The sequence below is a fragment of the Treponema succinifaciens DSM 2489 genome (assembly GCF_000195275.1).
GTDB lineage: Bacteria > Spirochaetota > Spirochaetia > Treponematales > Treponemataceae > Treponema_D > Treponema_D succinifaciens.
In genome coordinates, this window is record NC_015385.1 from 1,167,217 (window position 1) to 1,186,766 (window position 19,550).

At 35.4% G+C, this 19,550-nt stretch carries 19 protein-coding genes; 2 read left to right on the forward strand and 17 right to left on the reverse strand.

Going from position 1 to position 19,550, the window contains the following annotated elements; translation table 11 throughout:
- Positions 1–34: 34 nt before the first annotated feature.
- The 9 genes from TRESU_RS05575 to TRESU_RS14910 form a co-directional block, all read right to left on the reverse strand.
- Positions 35–1,048 carry a restriction endonuclease subunit S gene (locus TRESU_RS05575; RefSeq protein WP_013701301.1) on the reverse strand — a complete coding sequence of 338 codons (1,014 nt, stop codon included), beginning with the start codon at positions 1,046–1,048 and terminating at the stop codon, positions 35–37.
- Complete coding sequence (locus tag TRESU_RS05580) at positions 1,045–2,466, reverse strand: ATP-binding protein (RefSeq protein ID WP_013701302.1); 1,422 nt, start codon at positions 2,464–2,466, stop codon at positions 1,045–1,047. The genes TRESU_RS05575 and TRESU_RS05580 overlap by 4 nt, the downstream gene beginning before the upstream one ends.
- A 3-nt stretch (positions 2,467–2,469) precedes the next feature.
- Positions 2,470–3,996 (reverse strand): type I restriction-modification system subunit M, encoded by a 1,527-nt coding sequence (locus TRESU_RS05585; protein ID WP_013701303.1) that lies wholly within the window; start codon positions 3,994–3,996, stop codon positions 2,470–2,472.
- A 45-nt stretch (positions 3,997–4,041) separates the two neighbouring features.
- Entirely contained in the window at positions 4,042–4,446 is a 405-nt protein-coding gene (locus TRESU_RS05590) for a hypothetical protein (protein WP_013701304.1), read from the reverse strand.
- 372 nt (positions 4,447–4,818) lie between these two features.
- Complete coding sequence (locus tag TRESU_RS05600; RefSeq protein ID WP_013701305.1) at positions 4,819–6,180, reverse strand: DNA recombination protein RmuC; 1,362 nt, start codon at positions 6,178–6,180, stop codon at positions 4,819–4,821.
- Positions 6,181–6,272: 92 nt separating this feature from the next.
- Positions 6,273–6,731, reverse strand: a complete 459-nt coding sequence (locus TRESU_RS05605; RefSeq protein WP_013701306.1) for a P-loop NTPase family protein — start codon at positions 6,729–6,731, stop codon at positions 6,273–6,275.
- A 44-nt stretch (positions 6,732–6,775) separates the two neighbouring features.
- Entirely contained in the window at positions 6,776–7,015 is a 240-nt protein-coding gene (locus TRESU_RS05610) for a hypothetical protein (RefSeq protein ID WP_041611999.1), read from the reverse strand.
- Positions 7,016–7,437: 422 nt separating this feature from the next.
- Positions 7,438–7,629, reverse strand: a complete 192-nt coding sequence (locus TRESU_RS05615; protein ID WP_013701307.1) for a hypothetical protein — start codon at positions 7,627–7,629, stop codon at positions 7,438–7,440.
- A gap of 671 nt (positions 7,630–8,300) precedes the next feature.
- The gene (locus TRESU_RS14910; protein ID WP_013701308.1) at positions 8,301–8,456 is read right to left on the reverse strand and encodes a type II toxin -antitoxin system TacA 1-like antitoxin; all 156 of its coding nucleotides are present in this window, start codon (positions 8,454–8,456) and stop codon (positions 8,301–8,303) included.
- Between the two features lie 138 nt (positions 8,457–8,594).
- On the opposite strand from TRESU_RS14910, the gene TRESU_RS05620 reads away from it, so the two are divergent.
- Complete coding sequence (locus TRESU_RS05620) at positions 8,595–9,083, forward strand: restriction endonuclease subunit S (protein WP_013701309.1); 489 nt, start codon at positions 8,595–8,597, stop codon at positions 9,081–9,083.
- On the opposite strand, the gene TRESU_RS05625 is transcribed toward TRESU_RS05620, so the two are convergent.
- From TRESU_RS05625 to TRESU_RS05635, 3 genes are read right to left on the reverse strand one after another with little or no spacing between them, the layout of a single operon-like run.
- Complete coding sequence (locus TRESU_RS05625; RefSeq protein WP_013701310.1) at positions 9,054–9,611, reverse strand: restriction endonuclease subunit S; 558 nt, start codon at positions 9,609–9,611, stop codon at positions 9,054–9,056. The two genes, TRESU_RS05620 and TRESU_RS05625, sit on opposite strands and share 30 nt — an antisense overlap.
- 27 nt (positions 9,612–9,638) lie before the next feature.
- Positions 9,639–10,109 carry a hypothetical protein gene (locus TRESU_RS05630; protein ID WP_013701311.1) on the reverse strand — a complete coding sequence of 157 codons (471 nt, stop codon included), beginning with the start codon at positions 10,107–10,109 and terminating at the stop codon, positions 9,639–9,641.
- Positions 10,099–11,250: an AAA family ATPase gene (locus TRESU_RS05635; protein ID WP_013701312.1), complete on the reverse strand. Its 1,152-nt coding sequence runs from the start codon at positions 11,248–11,250 to the stop codon at positions 10,099–10,101. The genes TRESU_RS05630 and TRESU_RS05635 overlap by 11 nt, the downstream gene beginning before the upstream one ends.
- A gap of 101 nt (positions 11,251–11,351) precedes the next feature.
- On the opposite strand from TRESU_RS05635, the gene TRESU_RS05640 reads away from it, so the two are divergent.
- Entirely contained in the window at positions 11,352–12,173 is an 822-nt protein-coding gene (locus TRESU_RS05640) for a tyrosine-type recombinase/integrase (protein ID WP_013701313.1), read from the forward strand.
- A 44-nt stretch (positions 12,174–12,217) separates the two neighbouring features.
- Here TRESU_RS05640 and TRESU_RS05645 read toward each other — a convergent pair whose 3' ends face one another.
- The 5 genes from TRESU_RS05645 to TRESU_RS05665 all read right to left on the reverse strand — a co-directional run bounded on the left by TRESU_RS05645 (position 12,218) and on the right by TRESU_RS05665 (position 19,230).
- A complete protein-coding gene (locus TRESU_RS05645; protein WP_013701314.1) occupies positions 12,218–12,436 on the reverse strand; it encodes a hypothetical protein in 219 nt (72 codons plus the stop codon).
- Positions 12,429–13,436, reverse strand: coding sequence for an SDH family Clp fold serine proteinase (locus TRESU_RS05650; RefSeq protein ID WP_013701315.1), 1,008 nt, complete (start codon positions 13,434–13,436; stop codon positions 12,429–12,431). The genes TRESU_RS05645 and TRESU_RS05650 overlap by 8 nt, the downstream gene beginning before the upstream one ends.
- Before the next feature lie 64 nt (positions 13,437–13,500).
- Positions 13,501–14,973 carry a restriction endonuclease subunit S gene (locus TRESU_RS05655; RefSeq protein WP_013701316.1) on the reverse strand — a complete coding sequence of 491 codons (1,473 nt, stop codon included), beginning with the start codon at positions 14,971–14,973 and terminating at the stop codon, positions 13,501–13,503.
- 4 nt (positions 14,974–14,977) lie between these two features.
- A complete protein-coding gene (locus TRESU_RS05660) occupies positions 14,978–16,420 on the reverse strand; it encodes a type I restriction-modification system subunit M (protein ID WP_013701317.1) in 1,443 nt (480 codons plus the stop codon).
- Positions 16,421–16,422: 2 nt separating this feature from the next.
- The gene (locus TRESU_RS05665; RefSeq protein ID WP_013701318.1) at positions 16,423–19,230 is read right to left on the reverse strand and encodes a type I restriction endonuclease subunit R; all 2,808 of its coding nucleotides are present in this window, start codon (positions 19,228–19,230) and stop codon (positions 16,423–16,425) included.
- Positions 19,231–19,550 lie beyond the last annotated feature (320 nt).

The following is a 19,550-nucleotide window of genomic DNA, read 5'->3' on the forward strand; positions in this document are numbered from 1 at the left end:
AAAGCCCATTATGAAAGAAAATTATTTAAAGTCCTTATGAGAAGTATTCTTGCATTTTGCTATCTAGTAGTTCCTGTAAGTCTGTAATCTGTTGTTTTACTACAAATTTCGATTTGTCGATTTTCTGGACGAAGGCGGCGAATTGGTTTTGGAGGTCGAGAGGAACATCAATTATCTGTTCATCATGGAATTCATTACGATTTAATGTTGGAACTCCTACGCCAGATTTAAATCGCTTCAAATCAAAAAACTCTAAAAGAAATTTTAAATAACAAATATTATTTCCATGTGTATCATTAGAAAATAAGGTTGTATTTAATGGCCAAAAGGGAGTTTCACACATATAAACCTCACCGATTGTACCGGAGCGACCAGTAATAATTCCTTTATCCATTTTTGCTAAGTTATGATTGCCGAGAATACCATTAGAACCAAATACAGGTATTTTTCCTTTACTATCTCTATCTTGTACTGGTAAATCATAACCTCGCTGCATTGTAACAACATCTATTACTTTCTTAGTTGGAAAGTTTTTTGAATTGTAAATTGGATTCCCAAACATCTCGACAAATTCGGATTTGACAGCTTCATCTAGCAAGGAAAGCTGCTGTTTTTTGTTGTCGATTGCGGATTGGATTTTGTCGAGTTCTGCGGCGATTTTTTGTTGTTCTGAAAAAGATTTTTCTGTAAATTGTATTTCTTTTAAAAATTTAAAATGCCTTGCATATCCTTGACTTTCAATCGGTTTTGCCAAGATGTTGTAGTAAACATACCTAGGATCAAAGTCTTTATTGATGACTTTCAAAAGTTTTACACCATCAGCACCTATATAACAAGGTTCATCTACATACTTTACAACTCTTGTGTGATCTCCAAAAATAATGTATGGATAGTCAGTTACAACGCCTTGTTCATCATTTGAAAAACCTACAGAATATTCTTTTCCCTGGTCAAATATTCTGTACTTGCCCGCATCAAGATAATCCGATTGAGGAATTTTTATTGCAGTTTTTGTTACATCAGAAAGAATTTCATTATATGATTTCATTCCACAGCTCCTTGTGCAATTTCCCAGTAACCGCCTTTATCTGCTCCGACACGACGAATAAAACCTTCCGCTTGCATTGCAGTTAGCATCTTTTTTATTGTTGTGTGTCCTATACCCAAAAGATTTTCCAATTTTGCTATGGTTGTATTTTTATCCTGTTCTATAGCATCATATATTCGTTGACATTTTTCTGGCCACTTTTCTGGCCACTTTTCTGGCCACTTTATTGTTTTCTCCCTGGTTTTCTCTTTATCGGACATTTTGGGAGATAAAGGGAAATTTTCTGCCTCTTGATGTTCATTCATAAGAGCCAGATATTTATCAGAAGCAAAACAGCGGGCTGTAACACCTCCTAGAGAAAGGTCAATTACAGGAAGTTTAGCGTTTTCTTCTTCACAATATCTTGTAATTTTGCTGAAGCCTCGGGCCCAGCTTTCAATCATACCGCACTTAAAGAATACATTTGCAAGGTTAGGATTGCATGGTTTTGAAACATGTTCCTTAAACAAATCTTCAATAGGAACTTCCTTTGGAAGCGCGCCGTCATTCCAGAGACGGATTTTATCTTTATAAATACGAATCTGAATTGGTGTTGTAGAAAGGTAGTCCTTATGAATTACTGCATTTAAAAGAAGTTCACGGAATGCTGCACGAGGAAAAAAGAAAGTTTCTTTTCTATATATATCATCATAAGAAATAAGTGCTTTCATGTATTTTGAATAAATAAGGTCCATACTCTTTTCTACCTGCAGAATAAGCGGACCGTGTATTTCATCCTGATATAAAATATCAGCATCGTTTTCAAAATATGCGACTTTAATATATGCACCTGTTACCCATTTTTCTGGATCTGGATAAAAAGCAAGCATACATGCTCTAGTCAAATAGTCACCTTCAGTAAGATGAAGATTCTGAATAAGAGTTTCGTTTGTTACATCAAGAGCCGAATCATCTAAACGTCCTGATTCCTTTGCCTTTTTTTTAAAAAGTTTGATAGCGTCATTTTCCAAATCATCAACTGTAATGTGTGGAACTGGAACAGAATCCCAGGTGCGGCCTTGTACAGATAGAATCATTTTATCAAGTTCAACGCCACTTACTTCCTGCATTGTTGAACCGGTTCGCCTGTAATATTTTCCGTGATAACTTACAGGGAATGGGTATTTTTCAGTGATGATTTCAAAATAATCCAAATCATTTTTATTAAGAAGATTTACAGTACAGATTAATCCCATTGTATTTCGAATTTTGTTTGGAATATCTTCGCTAAGTTTATGAGCGTCCTCAATACCGCAGACATTACCATTATCATCAATGCCAATATAAAGCTTTCCGCCTTCAGTATTTGCAAAAACGCAAATCCATTTGAGGTATTCATCACGCCATGTTTTTTTATATTCTATGTTCTGACTTTCCATCTGCTAGATTTCTCCCTGCAACTCTTTCATAACCTTGGCAAACTGCTTTTCCAGTTCATTAATCGAAGCAAAGATTTCTTTTACAGGACGGTATTCTTTCTTTTCAACTTCTTTTTTCTGATACTTGTTGAAAGAGAAAACATAATCGTTATCTACAATTTCCTGTTTATCTACAAGGAAAGATTTTTCATAATGAGTTCGTTCGGCTTCTTTGTCACGGTTGTTCCAGCGGTTGATGATGTCGGGAATGTCGTTTGCTTCGATTGCATCGCGTTTCTGGTCAAGGCTGTAGCCGTCGTTTTCCATATTGTACATCCAGACTTTGTCGGTTCCGCCTGCATTTGTTTTTGTAAAAATGAGAATGCCTGTCTGAACTCCAGAATATGGATAGAATACTCCGCCTGGCATAAAGATTACGCCTTCGAGTTTCTGATTTTCTACCAATTCCTTGCGGAGCTTTGTGTACGCCTTATCGTTTGTGTTGTTCAAAACTCCAACAGGAATAATGCTTACACAACGGCCTCCAGTTTTAAGAAGACGAAGGAAGAGGCTCAAAAAAAGAAGTTCTGTTTTCTTTGTTCCACCGCTAATCTGATTCAACGATTTAGCAACTGTGCTTGGATCAAGGCTTCCGCTGAAGGGTGGATTTGCAAGGATGAGTGTATGTGAATCTTTTTCCTCGTAATCTTCTCCCAAAGAATTGTTGTATTTGATTACAGGGTTTTCTACACCATGCAAGGTCATATTCATACAGCCGATTCGGAGCATGTCGGTGTCGGTGTCAAAACCTGTGAACATTTTATTGTGGAAGTGCTGGTTGTTTGTTTTGTTTGTAAGTTCTTTTGCGAAATGTTCCTTAATGTATTTTGCACTTTCACTAAGAAATCCCGCAGTTCCCATGGCAGGATCAATGATTGTGTCTGTAAGGCCAGGCTTTGCGATTTCTACCATCATGTCGATTATATGGCGGGGAGTGCGGAACTGGCCATTGTCGCCACTGGTTGCCATTTTTGAAAGCAGGTATTCATAACAGTCGCCCATAATGTCTGTCTTGTTGAATCCAAGGTCAGGATCACTTAAGGCTTCAATCATTTTTCCCAGGATATATGGATTTGAAATCGCAAATTCTGCTTTTTCCATGTACTTAGCGAAAGAAGTCACTTTGTCGCCGTGGAGGTTTTTGATGAAAGGAAAAACATTGTTTTTGAGGTTGTCAAACTTTTTACCGTTGTCGCCCCAGGTGCTAAAAACACTCCAGCGGAGATCTGCATAGGAACAGTTAATTTTATCTTCTTCGTCGATATAAAAGCCGTCCTTAAAAATCAGGTCGTAGTCTTCAAGATTAACTTCTACGCCTGCTGCAACAAGGCTGTTTATTTTTCGTTCTATTTTAATCTGGTTGTCATCCAGCATTTTTATAAAAATGAGATATGTTATCTGCTGAATATCAATCCAAGGGTTTGTCATCTGATTAGACCACATTGCATCCCAAAGATTGTCTAATTTATTCTTGATTTCACCAGTAATCATTGTTTTCTTCCTTTCTATAATAATTAATCCATTATAGCACAAAATTTATGGTTTTGCTCCCTTTTCATCCAGCTTAGCTGCGTATTCTTCTGGAACTCCTATTGCTTTTAATGTTATCCCATCCGATGAGAGTGCGGTTATTTTCGCAAGAATAGGAATATGTGTCGGCGGCAAAAAACAGGCCAGCTTAGGAAGAAGCATATTCATTTCAATTTCTGAACCTTCTTTCACATGGTAAGTTTTTTTATACCGTTCCCCTGTCCATTCATTTTCGATAGCAAGTATGACAGTAAAATCTTCGTCTGTAGGTCTTATGGATTCAAGATTGCAAAAATTGGCTTCTGTTTCTTCTTCCGGCAAAAAAGATAATTCTTCTCCAATTTTTGAGGTTTCTTCTTCAAGATATTCCGGTTCGATGTAATCCTGGATGTTTGATTTGTAATTCTTCATTTTCCTAAATGCTTCTATGCAACAAACTTATCAACTAAATAAGATTCAGAACTATAAAGATTCTCTACCCGAAGAGAAATATTCACTCCCTCATTAAGAAAACGAATTCCTTCCAGAGAATGGTCTTTCTGCTCTACAAGATCAGAAGAATAATATCTTCCCAAGTTAGACGCAAAATGATTCTGAAGCTCAGCATCATCCAAACAATAAATCTTTTTTTTCCTTGTAGTTTCTCATAGGTTTTATCTCCTTTATTTCGTTCTTGATATAAAGAAGATGGTGGATTTATGAAAAGTTGACAAAAAAAATAAGATAAGCAAAAAAGTTTTTTTTTCTGCTTATCTTGTGTTTTTATTATAATAGTATGAAATGTTATTCTTCTGTCAAATCATCAAGCAAGGCCTGTGTATCAGATTCTGCTTCTGCTGTTGGAAGTGCATCCACATTCTTAAGCTTCTTTTCTATAGCTCTTGAACGTACTTCTGCTTTACCAATTTCTGTAGATGCTGCATCAAGTTTCTTTTTTGTTGCTGCAAGTACATCACCAAACTTGCCGAACTCAGTCTTTACAGAACCAAGTAAATCCCAAACCTTAGACGTCTCCTTCTGGATGGCGAGTGTACGGAATCCCATCTGTAAACTATTCAGAAATGCTCCAAGTGTTGTAGGGCCGGCAATCGTAACTTTGTATTCATCCTGAATCTGCTGAAAAAGACCAGGAACGCGCATTACTTCGGCAAACAAACCTTCAAATGGCAGGAACATAAGGCCAAAGTCTGTAGTATACGGAACTTCGATATACTTTTCCTTTATATCCTTTGCCATCTTTTTAATATCTGTAACCAAAGACTTCTTCTGAGATTCAATCTCATCTTTGTCAGCATTATCATATGCAAGAGTAAGCTTATCCCAAACAGCAGCCGGATATTTGGAATCAATTGGCAAAAGCACAAATTCATCATCTGCAGTTTTAGATGGAATTTTTACCGCAAACTCAACAACCTTCTTAGAGTTGTTTGGATTTGGATGTGCATTCTTAACAAACTGCTCTGGCGAAAGCATCTGGCTAAGAAGTGCTTCAAGCTGAATTTCTCCCATGCCTCCGGCCGTCTTAACATTTGTAAGTGCACGCTTCAATCCACCAACATCACTTGCAAGATTCTGCATCTCGCCAAGTCCCTTCTGAACTGCTTCAAGCTGTTTGGTAACAATTTCAAATGAACCTGTAAGACGTTTCTCAAGAGTCGACTGAAGTTTTTCATCAACAGTAACACGCATTTCTTCAAGTTTCTTTTCATTACTTTCCTGAATATTTTTTAAGCTTGATTGAACAGTTTGCTGCTGATAATTCAAAGTATCTTGGGTTGTCTTTGTAAGCGTATCCAGCCGAGTAGACAAAGCCTCCATAAACTTAGTTAGGCTGTTTGTCATAGAATCCTGCGTATTTTTTGTCAGAGTATCGAACTTGCCATTAATAGAATCCTGGAAATTCATTAAAGTTTCTGTATTTTCTTTGCGTGATGCTGCAGTAGATTCTGAAGTCTCTTTACGATTTAATGCAAATTCATCTTTGAGATTTTTCTCATATATCTCAAGTTTTTTTTCATAAATACCAAGCTTATCAGAAATTATGCCAGAATCAGAGTTCTTGCTTTTCTTAATAAGAACGATAGACAATACAATGCCAACCAACACCAAAACTGTAATAACTGAAAGAAAAATAATTGTTCCCATATATCTGGAATCTCCTTGTAATTTTAATCTTAATTATAAGAAGCAGGTACATTTTATAAAAGTTGACAATTTTTATAAAAAAATTATCTCTCTCATCCTCTTTCTCTCTGCGGTTTCCTCTCCGTTTTGTAAATCAGATCTTCCATGCTGATATAACGACCAAGGGTATCTCGAACTGCTGCAGCTCCCAGATGTGTTTTTCCAGTTCCTTTGGCTCCGGTCATTAGAAGAACTCCTTCATTGCCTTCCTGACTTACAAAATTACACACCTTCTGATAAATGTTTTTTTCAGTTTCTGTCCGGCATTCAAAGTTGAAGAATGAACATTCTGCAAATCTTGGCGGAACGCCACTTGAATTACTTTTGTTCCAGTTTTTAATGTTACTCAGATTTGCGGCTATTTTTTCACGTAAACTTTTTCTTTCGTACTCAAAAATCTCTTTTTGTCTTCCCTCAAGTTTATCATCTGGGGAATATCCGCATTTTTCCAATGCAAATCTTTCATCTGTATCAAAACGGTTTAATTCATCAATTAAGTTTTGTTCTCTCATGTTGTACTCCGCGTGTTGTAAAAGTTTAAGGGGACCATTTGGCACTAGAAGGGCAGGTTCGCCAAAGTCTCTTCTGACACTTCATCACAGCCAGATTTCTGAACGGCCGTGAGCCGCCTTACGCTTTTTGTAATTGGAGCAGGCTTTTCAATCTCCCTTAAAGCCCACTGCATTGAATTAAAATCAGACCTGGGATTTGCTCCCTTATCTGCTTTCCACTCACTGTAAAGCTCAATGGCTTTATCAGTCTGTTCTTTTGTGTGATTTTTCAGAAGATCTTCCATCTCGTTATCAGAAAGAAAAACATTCTGATTGGCACCGTAAGGTTTCTTTTGCTTTTGGGAAGGTTTTGTGATTCCAGACGGAGGGGAAGTTTCAGCCTGTACAGATATTTGATTTAAGCCGGACAGTTTTGAAAAATCAATCTTAGCCTGTGCAAAAATCTTTCTGAGTTCAACTTCCTTGTTCTGTTTTCTGATTAGTTCAACTTTGATAAGGCTCAGGGCTTTCAGTTCCTTAATCCAGTTTTCAACTGTCCGTAAACTAACTCTATGGTTTGCAGCGAAGTAAGCATTCTTCTGACTGCAAAATCCATAGGTTTAAGTGAGAAACAAAACTTCCCCGTAGAAAAGCTTTGCTCCTGCTGACAGTTTTTGCTCAAACAGAACTTCCAGCGGAATCTGGATGAAAATAATCAGGCTTTCTTTCAGGCTGATTTAGCATCCGTCACTCCAAGCTGCTTTTTTGAAGAAGCAACGTTGTGCCGTTCGCTGGTTGAAACCGTATAAAACTGAACTCGTCCGTCATGGTAGGTAAATGTGATGGAACATTCGCCGTGCTGAATCTGGTGATTGTTTAATTCCTGAAGTGCCTGGATAAAAACATTGTCGCCTAACATGCAGCACCTCCCACTGGAATTTTAACCCCTCCAGTTGAACGATGTACAAGAATGTAAGCTTCCAGATCTTTTTGAGAACGAAAAGTCTTTTTGACAATCTGACTTTGGGGAGTTCTGAGTCTGGAATAAGACTGTCTAAAGTTGACATGCCAATGTGCAGGATTGCTACAACCTGCTGTCGTGTTAGAAGTGCATCAGCCGGAATTTCTGGTCAGATGCTTGGGGTATTGTTTTTTACCATAATTGATTCCCCGGGCAGGCAATCAATCGATAATTAAAATATAACGAAGGACAGATACTTTCGTCAAGTTTTGTGTTCCTTCGGTTGTCACTAGCTGAAGTTAACTGAAGCATAAAATAAAAGATTTTTGAAATATTTTTTTGAGAATGCATATTTATATTAAAAATTCATATATATCTGAATTTATATATTTACTGTGCACATTTTTCGTGAGGGGACGGAAGGATTTTTCATGAGGTTTAGGAAATTTTCTTCAAGACTCCCCGAAAATAACTGCAGGAGAGTAGTACGCAGATTTGCGTTTAAATGATTTTTGGACGATGGATTTTTAGAAGAGATTTGAAAGATGTTTCAAAGAACTTTGAGGGTAAATGAAAAAGGCTTCCAGTCTGCATCTAACAAACTGAAAGCCTCTTAAAATTATTTCAGATTATTTTGTTTTAATATCTTTATTGTCTTTGTCTTGCTTCTCTTGAGTTGAAGCCTTAAGCAACTCCTTTAAAGATTCATTTGGTTCTGAAGGATTCTCTAGTTCGGTCATTACAAGATCTCTGTCTTGATTTGATAGTTTTAAAGTTTCTGACATTTTCAATTCCTTTTACTTCTGAATCCAGACATAAGCCGTTGCCGAACTAGCACCAACCTTTTCAATAAGGCTTTCCTTTACTAAATCGGCCAGGGCTCTTTCTACCGTCTTTGTACTGATATCAGACCTTATGAGAAGGTGGATACTTCTGAATTAGATTGGAGCCTACCAAATAATTGGTGTCTATGTCATTTTGGAGATATTGCCACTGTAATAAATGGAAAGAATCAATCAAAAGTAGAAAATCCAGATGGCAAATATCCTATTTATGGTAGCGGCGGGATAATGGGAAGAGCTGATGATTTTATTTGTCCTGCAAACTGTACAATCATTGGAAGAAAAGGCTCAATAAATAATCCGATTTTTGTTGAAGAAAAGTTTTGGAATGTAGATACAGCCTTTGGCTTATGTCCTTCGGAAGCAGTATTACCTAAGTTCTTATATTACTTCTGTGAATATTTTGATTTTACAACACTTGATTCAAGTACAACTCTACCAAGTCTTACAAAAACAAATATTCAACAGATTGTTTTAGCATTGCCACCAATAGATGAACAGAAACGAATTTTAGACAAAATCGTAGAATTATTTGGAATACTAGATGAGATTGTTTTGAATTTGATCTAGTTGGTAAAATAATTCAGATACTTTATCAACAATACGAGCTTGCTCATGCATTGGAGGAATCGCAATAGGAGAATTTGCCATTTCCTTTAGATAAAATCCCATTTGTGCAGTTCCGGTAGAATGTTCAATAACATAGGTCTGAAAGAAATTGCTGTCAAAAAAGTATTTCAAGAATTGATTGTTTATATTTGTATTTAAAACGGTAACACTTCGTTGAAAGCATATATTATAATCTCCAGAGTAGATGCAACTTCTGCCAATTGTTCCAACTGAAGTAAAGAAGATGTCTCCTTTTTCGGCTTTAGTACGATTGTTTTCAATCTTAAAAACTTCTTTTGATAAATACCTTACATTTTCTAAATCATCAAGCCTGTCATAATTAATATTTCTTGAAGAAGCCATTATATATTCGGTTTGTTCTTCTACACTTTTCGGTGGATTATGGTCACCATCTACAAGTTTGTTGCAAATACTTGTTAATTTCACCCATCTCCAAGAATCAGGAATCTCAAACGGTTCATCTTCCACCTTCTCATAAGGTCTGCATTAAGAAGTTCACTTTTTTGAAATATAAAACTTATGATAAAGATCTAGAAAAACAATATAAAAGACATCAGGATATAAATTAAACTTAGAAACGTCAGTTTTATCTATCATAAACCCTATAAGTCTTTGATCTCCTTCTAGTCTAAAACGAGCCCATTTAACACCAGCTGGAACATGATTAGGATGATGAAATTCGGATTTCGATGGAAAATCTTCATAAATTTCTAATACATTTCCATCTTTATTTCCAATTCGTTCATTTTCCCAATGTATTCTATTCTCATTTGAGTACCATTTTAGTTTTTCAATTATTTTAGAAAATTGTTCAACTGTAAGCTCTGAAAATCTTTGTCCCTGTTCAGAATCTAAGTATTTAAAATTAAATGATATTAAACCTTTAATTGTCTTATATGAAGTTTCTACACTTTCTTTTGGGAAATTTGCAAGTTTATTTTCTTTCTTAGAATTGTTATGCTTCAATTTTAGGATATCCTCCCAATAAATGTCTTTTATAAGGAGCAGAAACAGATCTGTCATTTCTCAAAATATTTGTTTCTGGTTCATCAAGTCTATAACAAAAACTTTCCCCATTTTCTTTTTCAAACAAGTAAGTTCTGTATTTACCAAGTATATCTAGAACATCTGGATTTAAACTTGTAAATATCATCTGTGCATTATTTGGATTTGAGTCTCGTTTTATAAAAAGATTTATCAAATGCGGTAAAATATCTGGATGAAGATTAATATCAAATTCATCCAAAATGAGAACGCCGCCAGATTTTAAATTTTCATAGTAATATAATAAGTTTATATAAAGAGCCCTGGTTCCTGTGGATTCTGAATCAATTCCTAATTTACTATTTGAATTATCAACGTCGTGGAAGAAAATCGGGAAATAAATTTTTTTATTTTTTTCATCTTCTCTAAACGAAATTGTAATATCAGATATACCTGTATCAAACTTTTTTATTAATTGCTTGCTGAAGTTTAATGCTTCTGGGGTATGAAAATAAACTTCTGAAATTGCTGGTACATCTCGTCTAATTTCGTATCTAAGGCCTGTGTAAGTTACATTAATAGTATGCTTATTAAAGAAATTGAAGACAGGTTCAATTTCCTGTATTGCATATTGATGAAGAGTGCTTATAATTGAGGCGTTTTTTCTTAAGATAATCTTTGATTCATTATCATAAAGATGATTTACTGATACTTCATTATTATCACGCTGTAATAAAATCTCCTCAACTGTACTTTTAATCAAGAATAGAGTTTCTTTTATTACATGATCTTTTTGTAAAACTGCTTCATAACGATATTCAAGTTCATCAGAATCTGTAAATTCCACATAAAACTCTGAAGGTTCGTTGTTGTTAAAGAAAGTGTCATACAAAATAAATGATTCAGGTGTATAAATGAAGCTATTTTTTATAAAATCTGCAATAAATGCAAAAACCTTTAATGCACTCGTTTTGCCAGATGCATTCGCTCCTTCGAATCCAAGAATTAACGAATAGTCTCTATTATCTGACACATCCTCAGGAACATAACCGTTTAACCTTAAATTGATATCAAGCCAATCCTTAAAACACCAACAGTTTTTTGCTCCATATCCTAATAACATATAAATACCTCAAATATATTATCGACCATATTAATGAAATCTTTAGACATTTGTCAATAATTGACAAATGTCTAAAGAAAAATTATTAATTGGAGGCTTTTATGATAAAGCAAATTGATCAACAAACACCTTTTGAGCAGCATTTACGAAAGCAAAATCTTTCGGAAAATACTGTCACTTCTTATCTGTGGACAATTAAGTATTACACAGAAAATTATGAAGATTTTTCAAAAGAAAATCTTCTAGCTTATAAAGGCTGGCTTTTAGAATACTTCAAGCCTAAGACTGTAAATCTTAGAATTCAGGCTATCAACAAGTATCTTGCTTTTACAGGAAAAGATAAAATGCAGCTTAAACAGGTAAAAGTTCAGCAGAAGAACTTTTTGGAAAATGTAATAAGCAATGCAGATTACCAATACTTCAAAGCTCAGCTTAAAGCTGACGGAAACATTGAATGGTACTTTGTGGTTTGGTTTCTTGGTGCTACTGGTGCCCGTGTAAGTGAACTTACTCAAATCAAAGTTGAACACGTAAACATTGGCTGGTTTGATTTGTATTCTAAAGGTGGCAAACTTCGCCGATTATATATTCCAAAACTCCTGAGAGAAGAAGCTCAAGCATGGCTTAAATCTATAGACAGAACTTTTGGATATGTATTTCTTAATCGTTTTGGTGAACGTATTACTACACGCGGAATTGCTACACAGCTTAAAACTTATGCTGCAAAATATGGCATAAGCACTAAGGTCGTCTATCCTCATTCTTTCCGGCATCGTTACGCTAAGAATTTTCTGGAAAAATTCAATGACATTTCTCTGCTTGCCGATTTAATGGGGCATGAAAGTATAGAGACTACGCGTATTTATTTAAGACGTACAGCTAGTGAGCAGCAGGAAATTGTTGATCAGATTGTAACTTGGTAAATAAAAAAAGTGCCTCGCATTAATGAGGCACTTTTATAGTTCAATTAAAGCATTATACTTTGTTGTATTACCATATTTTCCACAGGAAGAATAGGTTGAGGTTGTGTATCGATAATTAAGTTTTCGACATATACAATATCTGAGCGAACGATATTGGATAAAGCAGTAGGAACCACTGTGGTATCAATGGTGATAGGTGCCATATCTGTTGTTTGTTTTGCTAAATGGCTTATACCATTTGATGTTTGTAAAGAATTAATCATAGTGTTTCCATCCTTCGAATATTCTTTGATCCTGAATTGCAATTTGTTGCACAGGATTCTGTGGCATAGGTGGTATACTAACACGTGCAAAACGACCTTCCGAAACAAAGCAGTCTGTGCCTCCAGGAAGACTTTCTACAAGGGTTCGTTTTATAGAATATGTCCGTGCCCCATCATTGCCTATATATGCATCAGGATTAAAAGGACTTCTTAATTCAAGTTCTTCTCGTATAGAAATATATGTTTTGTTTATTAATTCATATAAATCTTGAGAAGGCTTCTCTATGTTTAAACCAAGTTCATTTTTTGCTTCGCGTCTATTGATTGTATAATCATGGCTTCCAGATTCACTGCAAAGAAAAGATATTATTTTCTTTATTTTTTCTTCATCTGTAACCTGATTTACAAGCAATTTTCTTGCTAACATCTGAATTTGTCCAATAGCTCTATAAACTTCACCCAAAACTAGAGGATGAACTTTATCAGCCAATACATTAAATATATCGGCAAGAGCACGCTCATCTTTTAGATTTAATTCATGTTTTGCAAGTTCCAGAAAACCTTTAATTGCTTCAACACTTACTGGAACTCTAGCCTGTGGACCAGCATTTGGAATTGTTGGATTTAATGGAGTGTTTACACTTGGATCTATAGGGCCCAGTGTAGCTTGTTTTGTCATTATTATTCTATTTGCACCAAGACACATTAATGTACCTGTACTTCGAGCCTTTCCTGGAACAATAATCTCAAAATCATCACAAAATTGACGTATTAAATTAACGATATTCCAGCCTGCGAGAGTATTACCACCATTTGTAAATAGGAATAAAGATATTTTTGGAACAACACCTATTTTATCAAGATGCTCTGTAATATAATCAGTAGCATCATTTGCAATTTGGGTTTCCCATCCAGCTTTATCTCCTGTTATATAAACAAGGAGTTTTGAGTTCCTTTCTTTTTCTATAGCTTCGTAGAGAGCTTTTCTTTCATCAGTCATTTTTAAAATTATAACACAAAATAATCATTTAGTGTAATTTTTTTATTGACCAATTATTATAAGATCATAATTGATTATTTATAATGGTCAAATTTCCATAAAGACATTCAATTTTTTCTACTATTCTGTTTTGTTCGGAATAAGGAGGTAGTGGAACAACAGCAGACAATAAATCACTTGCTGATAATGAAATTATTCCGACACCTTTCCCGTTTAGTATACCTTGCTGTTTATAAATCATTATTACATATAAGAAAAAGCTATTATTTATATTTTTGTTTTTTGGTCTTAATCTTGATACATGATTCTGATAACAAATATCGTAATCATAATTCCAAATTGCAGCACGTCCGACATCACCGCCATTACAAAGAATTAAATCTCCTTTCTTGATTGTACATTTCTCAAGTTCATCATCGGTAAAATACATTTCACGAACTTCTGTAAAATCAAAGGAATTCCAATACAGGTTTGATGTTGTTATGTACTTTCGTAAAGTTCCTTTATTATTTGTTTTCTTTAATGCTTTACCAGTTGTATGAGTATATATTTCTCCTAATGTACACCATGACCATGATTCAGGAATATCAAAAAGAGCTTCATCTTCATCTATCTTCTTGTAGGGTCTGTTATCACTTGTCGCGATGCGTTTTAGAAGTTCTTCTGCAGGCTCGTCGTTTGGATCTTGTGGGACGAGTTTACCGTGGATTGCGAGGTCGAGGATTTTGGATTTTGTTTGCTTGATAATTGTTTGTAAGTCGGATTTTTCTTGATCTAAATGTTCAATTTGCTCAAAGATATTTTCAATTGATGTAACAATACTGTTTTGTTCATTCAGCGGTGGTAATGGGAAAATAGCAGATAATAAATCATTCGCAGACAAAGAAGTTATTCCTACACCTTTACCATTTAGCATACCTTGCTCTTTATAGAACATCAAAAGATAAAGATATAGACTATTATTTATGCCTTCAATTTTTGGTCTCAGTCTTGAAACATGGTTTTGATAGCAAATATCTTCATTATAATTCCAAATAGCAGCTCGTCCGACATCTCCTCCATTACAAAGAACTAAATCTCCTTTTTTGATTGTACATTTATCCAGTTCATCATCTGTAAAATACATTTCTCGAACTTCTGTAAAATCAAATTTATTCCAGTAAAGATTTGAAGTTGTTATATATTTTCGTAAAGAACCTTTATTGTTCGATTTCTTCAGGGCTTTTCCAGTTGTATGATAAAACAATTCTCCCAATCTACACCAAGCCCACCCATCCGGCACCTCAAACGGAATCTCATCTTCAATGTCTTTTACAGTACCATCAGCGAACTGCTCATAATGCCGTTTATCACTTCCTACAAAGATAAAAGAATCCTTTTTGTCAGCTTTTAGTTCGCCTTTTTTGATTTTCTCTGCTTTTTCAGCTCTGATTTTTTCAAGCAATACAGTTGCGCTTTCATCATTCGGATTCTGAGGTACAAGTTTTCCGTGAATAGCAAGGTCTAATACTTTCTGTCGTAATGCTTTTGTATTCATCTAATTATTCCTCAATTCCTGAAAGTAAACCTGCAAGCTGATTGATTGCGTTATTAATATTCTTTCCTTTCTCTTGGATTGTAGAGAATAATTCTTTAAGAGTTACATCTTCCAAATCGTCTTTATCTTTTATCCATGAAATATCAAGACTGGTTTTATCTCTTTCAAGTAATTCATCAACATTATATTTACGCCAGCGGCCTGTAGGATTTTCTTCACTCCAGGTCTCTTTTCTGTCTTCCATGTGTCCGGCACAATAGCAGCTTACAAAGTCATCAAGGTCGCTTCTTTTAAGAGGCTTTGTTGCAAGAGTATGTTTAATTCCAGTGCGGTAGTCATAGTACCAGGTTTCTTTCGTAGGAGTTCCTTTTTCAAAGAACAATACATTTGCCTTTACGCCGTTTGCATAGAAAATACCTGTAGGCAAACGAAGAATTGTATGAAGGTTAAAATCTTTAAGCAGCTTCTTGCGAAGTTTTTCACCAGCACCATCAGCAAAAAGGACATTATCAGGAAGAACGATTCCGGCACGTCCACCGTCTTTAAGCATCAGCATCATGTGCTGCAAAAAGTTCAGCTGGTTGTTGCTTGTTGTAACAATCAGATCATTACGCATTGTTGTAATATCAACGCTTCCTGCAGGACGGGCACCAAAAGGTGGATTTGCAAGAATTACATCTACAAGATGTTCAGGCTCATGCTCAAGACTGTCTTCACATTTAATTGGAGTTGTATCAGTTCCGATGTCGTGAAGGTAAAGATTCATAGAAGCAAGTGTTACTACAAGAGGTGTGATATCATTTCCGCGTAAAGCTTTTGTTTGTAAGAATTCAACTTTATCCTGTTCATCGCTCTGCTTACGCATAAAGTCGTAAGCTGCAAGCAGGAAACCGCCAGTACCACAGGCAGGATCTGCAACTGTTTCTGTAATCTGTGGCTGAATAACATCAACCATAGCATTAATCAATGGTCGTGGAGTAAAGTATTGTCCAGCACCAGATTTTTTATCCTGTCCGTTCTTTTCAAGAATACTTTCATAGATTGCGCCTTTGAGGTCGCCTTCCATACTGAACCAGTTTTCTTCATCAATCATTCCGATTAACTTTTTAAGAAGAGCCGGCTTTGAAATCTTATTCTGCGCTTCTGTAAAGATAGCTCCGATAAGTCCGTCTTTAGCCTGTAAGGTTTCAAGAATCTTTTCATACTTTGCAAGCTGGTCTGGTCCATCAAGTTCTACAATGTCTTTCCATTTGCTGCCTTCAGGAAGAGCACTTCCTAATCCATATGATTCTTTTTCAGAATCCATTTTAAGAAACAAAAGATATGTTAACTGAATAATATAATCTGTAAATCCAACGCCTGCTGCGGCTAAGACATCAGCCATGTTCCAAACTTTTTTAGTTAAAGTCTGTTCTGGTTTTGCCTGAGTCCTTTCCTTTTTTGCCATTTTTATGCTGCCTTTCCATAGAATAAGTATTTAGATATTGTCTGCATTTCATTATTTAATTTGTCAGCTCCAAAGATTGGAATAGCTTTTACAAATAAATCATGTTTTGCTTTGTTTAGTTCAATGTTTGTTATACAACCATTCTGCACAATATATTCTGCAATCTGCTGTACAATTTCAACCTGTTCTGGTTTAAACTTACGCCAAGCCTGTCCACAATAAAGATTGAAGTAACTTCCGAATCTTCGTTTAAGTGAAACAAGTTCGTTGTCGATTTTATAACCATATCTTACAAGCGGAATAAGATTTGTTAAAACTCCAAGTTCTGTTTCTTTATTCAACGGTTTTACTTTTCCAGATTCACCGTTTAAAGTCTGATAGCAAGTCCACAAGAATTCAGATTTGAATTGATTATTATATGCAAGAAGCTTCTTCTCCAAATCTTTGAGCATAGAATAAGTAATAGCAACTTTTTTCTGGTTGTAAAGAATTCTTAGAGCTTCAACTTCATCTTTGTTTTCTTCAAGATACTTTTCAAAACTGTCTATATATTGTTTAGACTGTTCTTTAGAGAATCCAGCAGAAATTAATTTATCAGTTTCTTCAACTGCAATTTTAATAAAGCCCGCATTAACTTCCAGAAGTTTCTTTCTTGCTTTTACATTATTAATCAAAGCAGAAATCAAAGCCTTTCTTTCAGTATTTGGATCATTAATGTCTTTATATTCTGGGAAGGCTTTATTATCCGGGTCAATTGCGGCATATATATCAAGACAAATCTGTTTAATAGCTGTTGTCTTAATAAGTTCATTTAATTCTATTAAATCTTCAGGCTCTGCTTTTTTATTTACGTTAGAAAGATAACCAGCAAGAAGATTTAAGTTTTCATTAGAAACTTCGCCGTGAGCAAGATGCTCAAGAAGGTCTTTTAATGAAAGTACTTTTTTACGTCCTTCTCCTCCGTTTGGAGTAGGCATAGACTTTTCGTGTTCAGTTACTCCAACAGCATCTATAAGATAATAGAAATCTTTTGAGTTTGCGTTTGTTGTAACATTTCTAAGTTTATCATCATCAATAGTTCTACAACCACGTCCTTTCATCTGTGTGTATAGAACTTCTGAATTAATATCACGCATGAAAACAAGAACTTCAAGCGGTCTTACATCCGTACCAGTTGCAACAAGAGTTACAGTAATTGCGATACGGAAGTCTTTGTTGTTTCTAAAGTCACTAATCAGCTGATTCGAGTTTCCAGATTTACAAGTAATGAGCTGAGCAAAATGTTCCGGTAACTTTTTATCAGGAAATTCATCTTTAAACACTTTTTCGATTGCTTTCAAAATATCCTGAGCATGACTTTCTTTCTTAGCAAAAAATAAAGTCTTAGGAATCATATACCAGTTCTTTTCTCTTTCTGGATATAATGATTCATATATTGCGTCTTTATATGCTCTAACTACAGTTTCAATTTGAGAAGGAACAACAACGCTTCTATCAAGTTCAGTCTTGGTGTAATCCTTATCATATTTCTGTTTTTGATTTTGGCCTTTACCAGTTAAGTTCGAAACTTTAGTTACTTTTTCTCCCTCGTTAAGAGTTCCACCAGCTTCAGAGATTTCAGTTTTAATTCTGTATACCCGTGGAGGTACGTTTACACCGTCAGCAATAGATTTTTCAAGAGTATAATTTACAATGCGGTTTTTATTAAAGAAAGCCATTGCTTCAGGAGTTGGGGTCGCAGTAAGTCCAATAATCTTTGCATTATTAAAATAAGTAAGAACTTGCTGCCAGTCTCCATAAATAGAACGGTGGCATTCATCAATAATAATTACATCGAAGAAGTCTGATGGCAAAAGAACATTGCCAGTAAGTTGAACCTGTTTTCCTGGAGTATCTTCATCGTGCTCCATTTCTTCGTCATCATCAGGCTCATCAACTTCTTGACCTGTAAGAGCCGCAAAAAGTCTTTGGATTGTAGAAATTACAACACTGGCATTTCCAATTTTTTCAACACTTCGTAGACGATGAACAATATATTCATCAGAAAAAGCATTTCCAGTTTCTGTTAATTTATAAGTACCAAATTCACCTTCTGCTTGTTTTCCCAAATTGTTACGGTCTACAAGGAAAAGAACTCGTTTTGCGCCCATATAATTCAAGAGGCGGTAAGCAGCTGTACAAGCTGTAAAAGTTTTTCCTGCTCCTGTTGCCAAAACAATGAGAGCTTTTTTAAGACCTTGCTTAAAAGAAATTTCCAAGTTTGTGATAGCTTCAAACTGACATTCTCGTAAACCTTTTGGTCCAACAGGTGGAAGAGCCGGAAGTTTTGCAAATTGTGATTTAATATCATCACCAGCAAGATTTACAATTTCTTTAGGAGTAAACATTTTCTTAATAACTTTATAACTTGGCTTTGCTTCGCGCATATCCTTAAAAAGAAGCAAATCTCCATTACAAAGGAATATAAAAGGAAGAGGAGTTTTCCAGGCTTGTACCCAATCGGGAAGTATATTTCCATAATTCTGAGCTTGTTCAGCAACTTCAAGACCAAGTTTGTTTTCTTCTCTTTTAGCTTCAAGAACTGCAATAGCCTTTCCATCAAGATACAAAATGTAGTCAGCTTCAAGATTACCTTTCATAAGATTTTCTTCAACAGCCTGAGCATTTACTGCATCAGGAGTAAAGTCATCTCTAGGAACAACAGTCCAACCGGAATCTTTCAACATCTGGTCAATTTTTACACGAGCTTTCTGTTCTGGTAAAAGTGAATCTAAATCATATGTACTATGGTGTATCTTGTATTCAGCCATAATAATCTTCCCGTCTTCACATAATTAAATATTATAGGAAGATTATAACACATTTTCGTGATTTTGTGGGAATTAATCCAAGCCGAACTTGGTCGTGCTCCAACGATGAAACGTTGGGCCAAGTCCAGAAGTGAAACGTCTGGTCAATCCAACAGAATGTTGGCAGGGATGCAACGGCTGGGCGGGGAACGGAGATACAGCAGAGTGAAACGGGCTGTTGAAAATCGTAAAGCGGGGAAAGGGAAACTTTTCGCTTTTAAGATTTTCAGGGATAGGGTGCGGGAAAGGTTGCCTTTCCTGAGGGGTAATCCAAAAGGGGC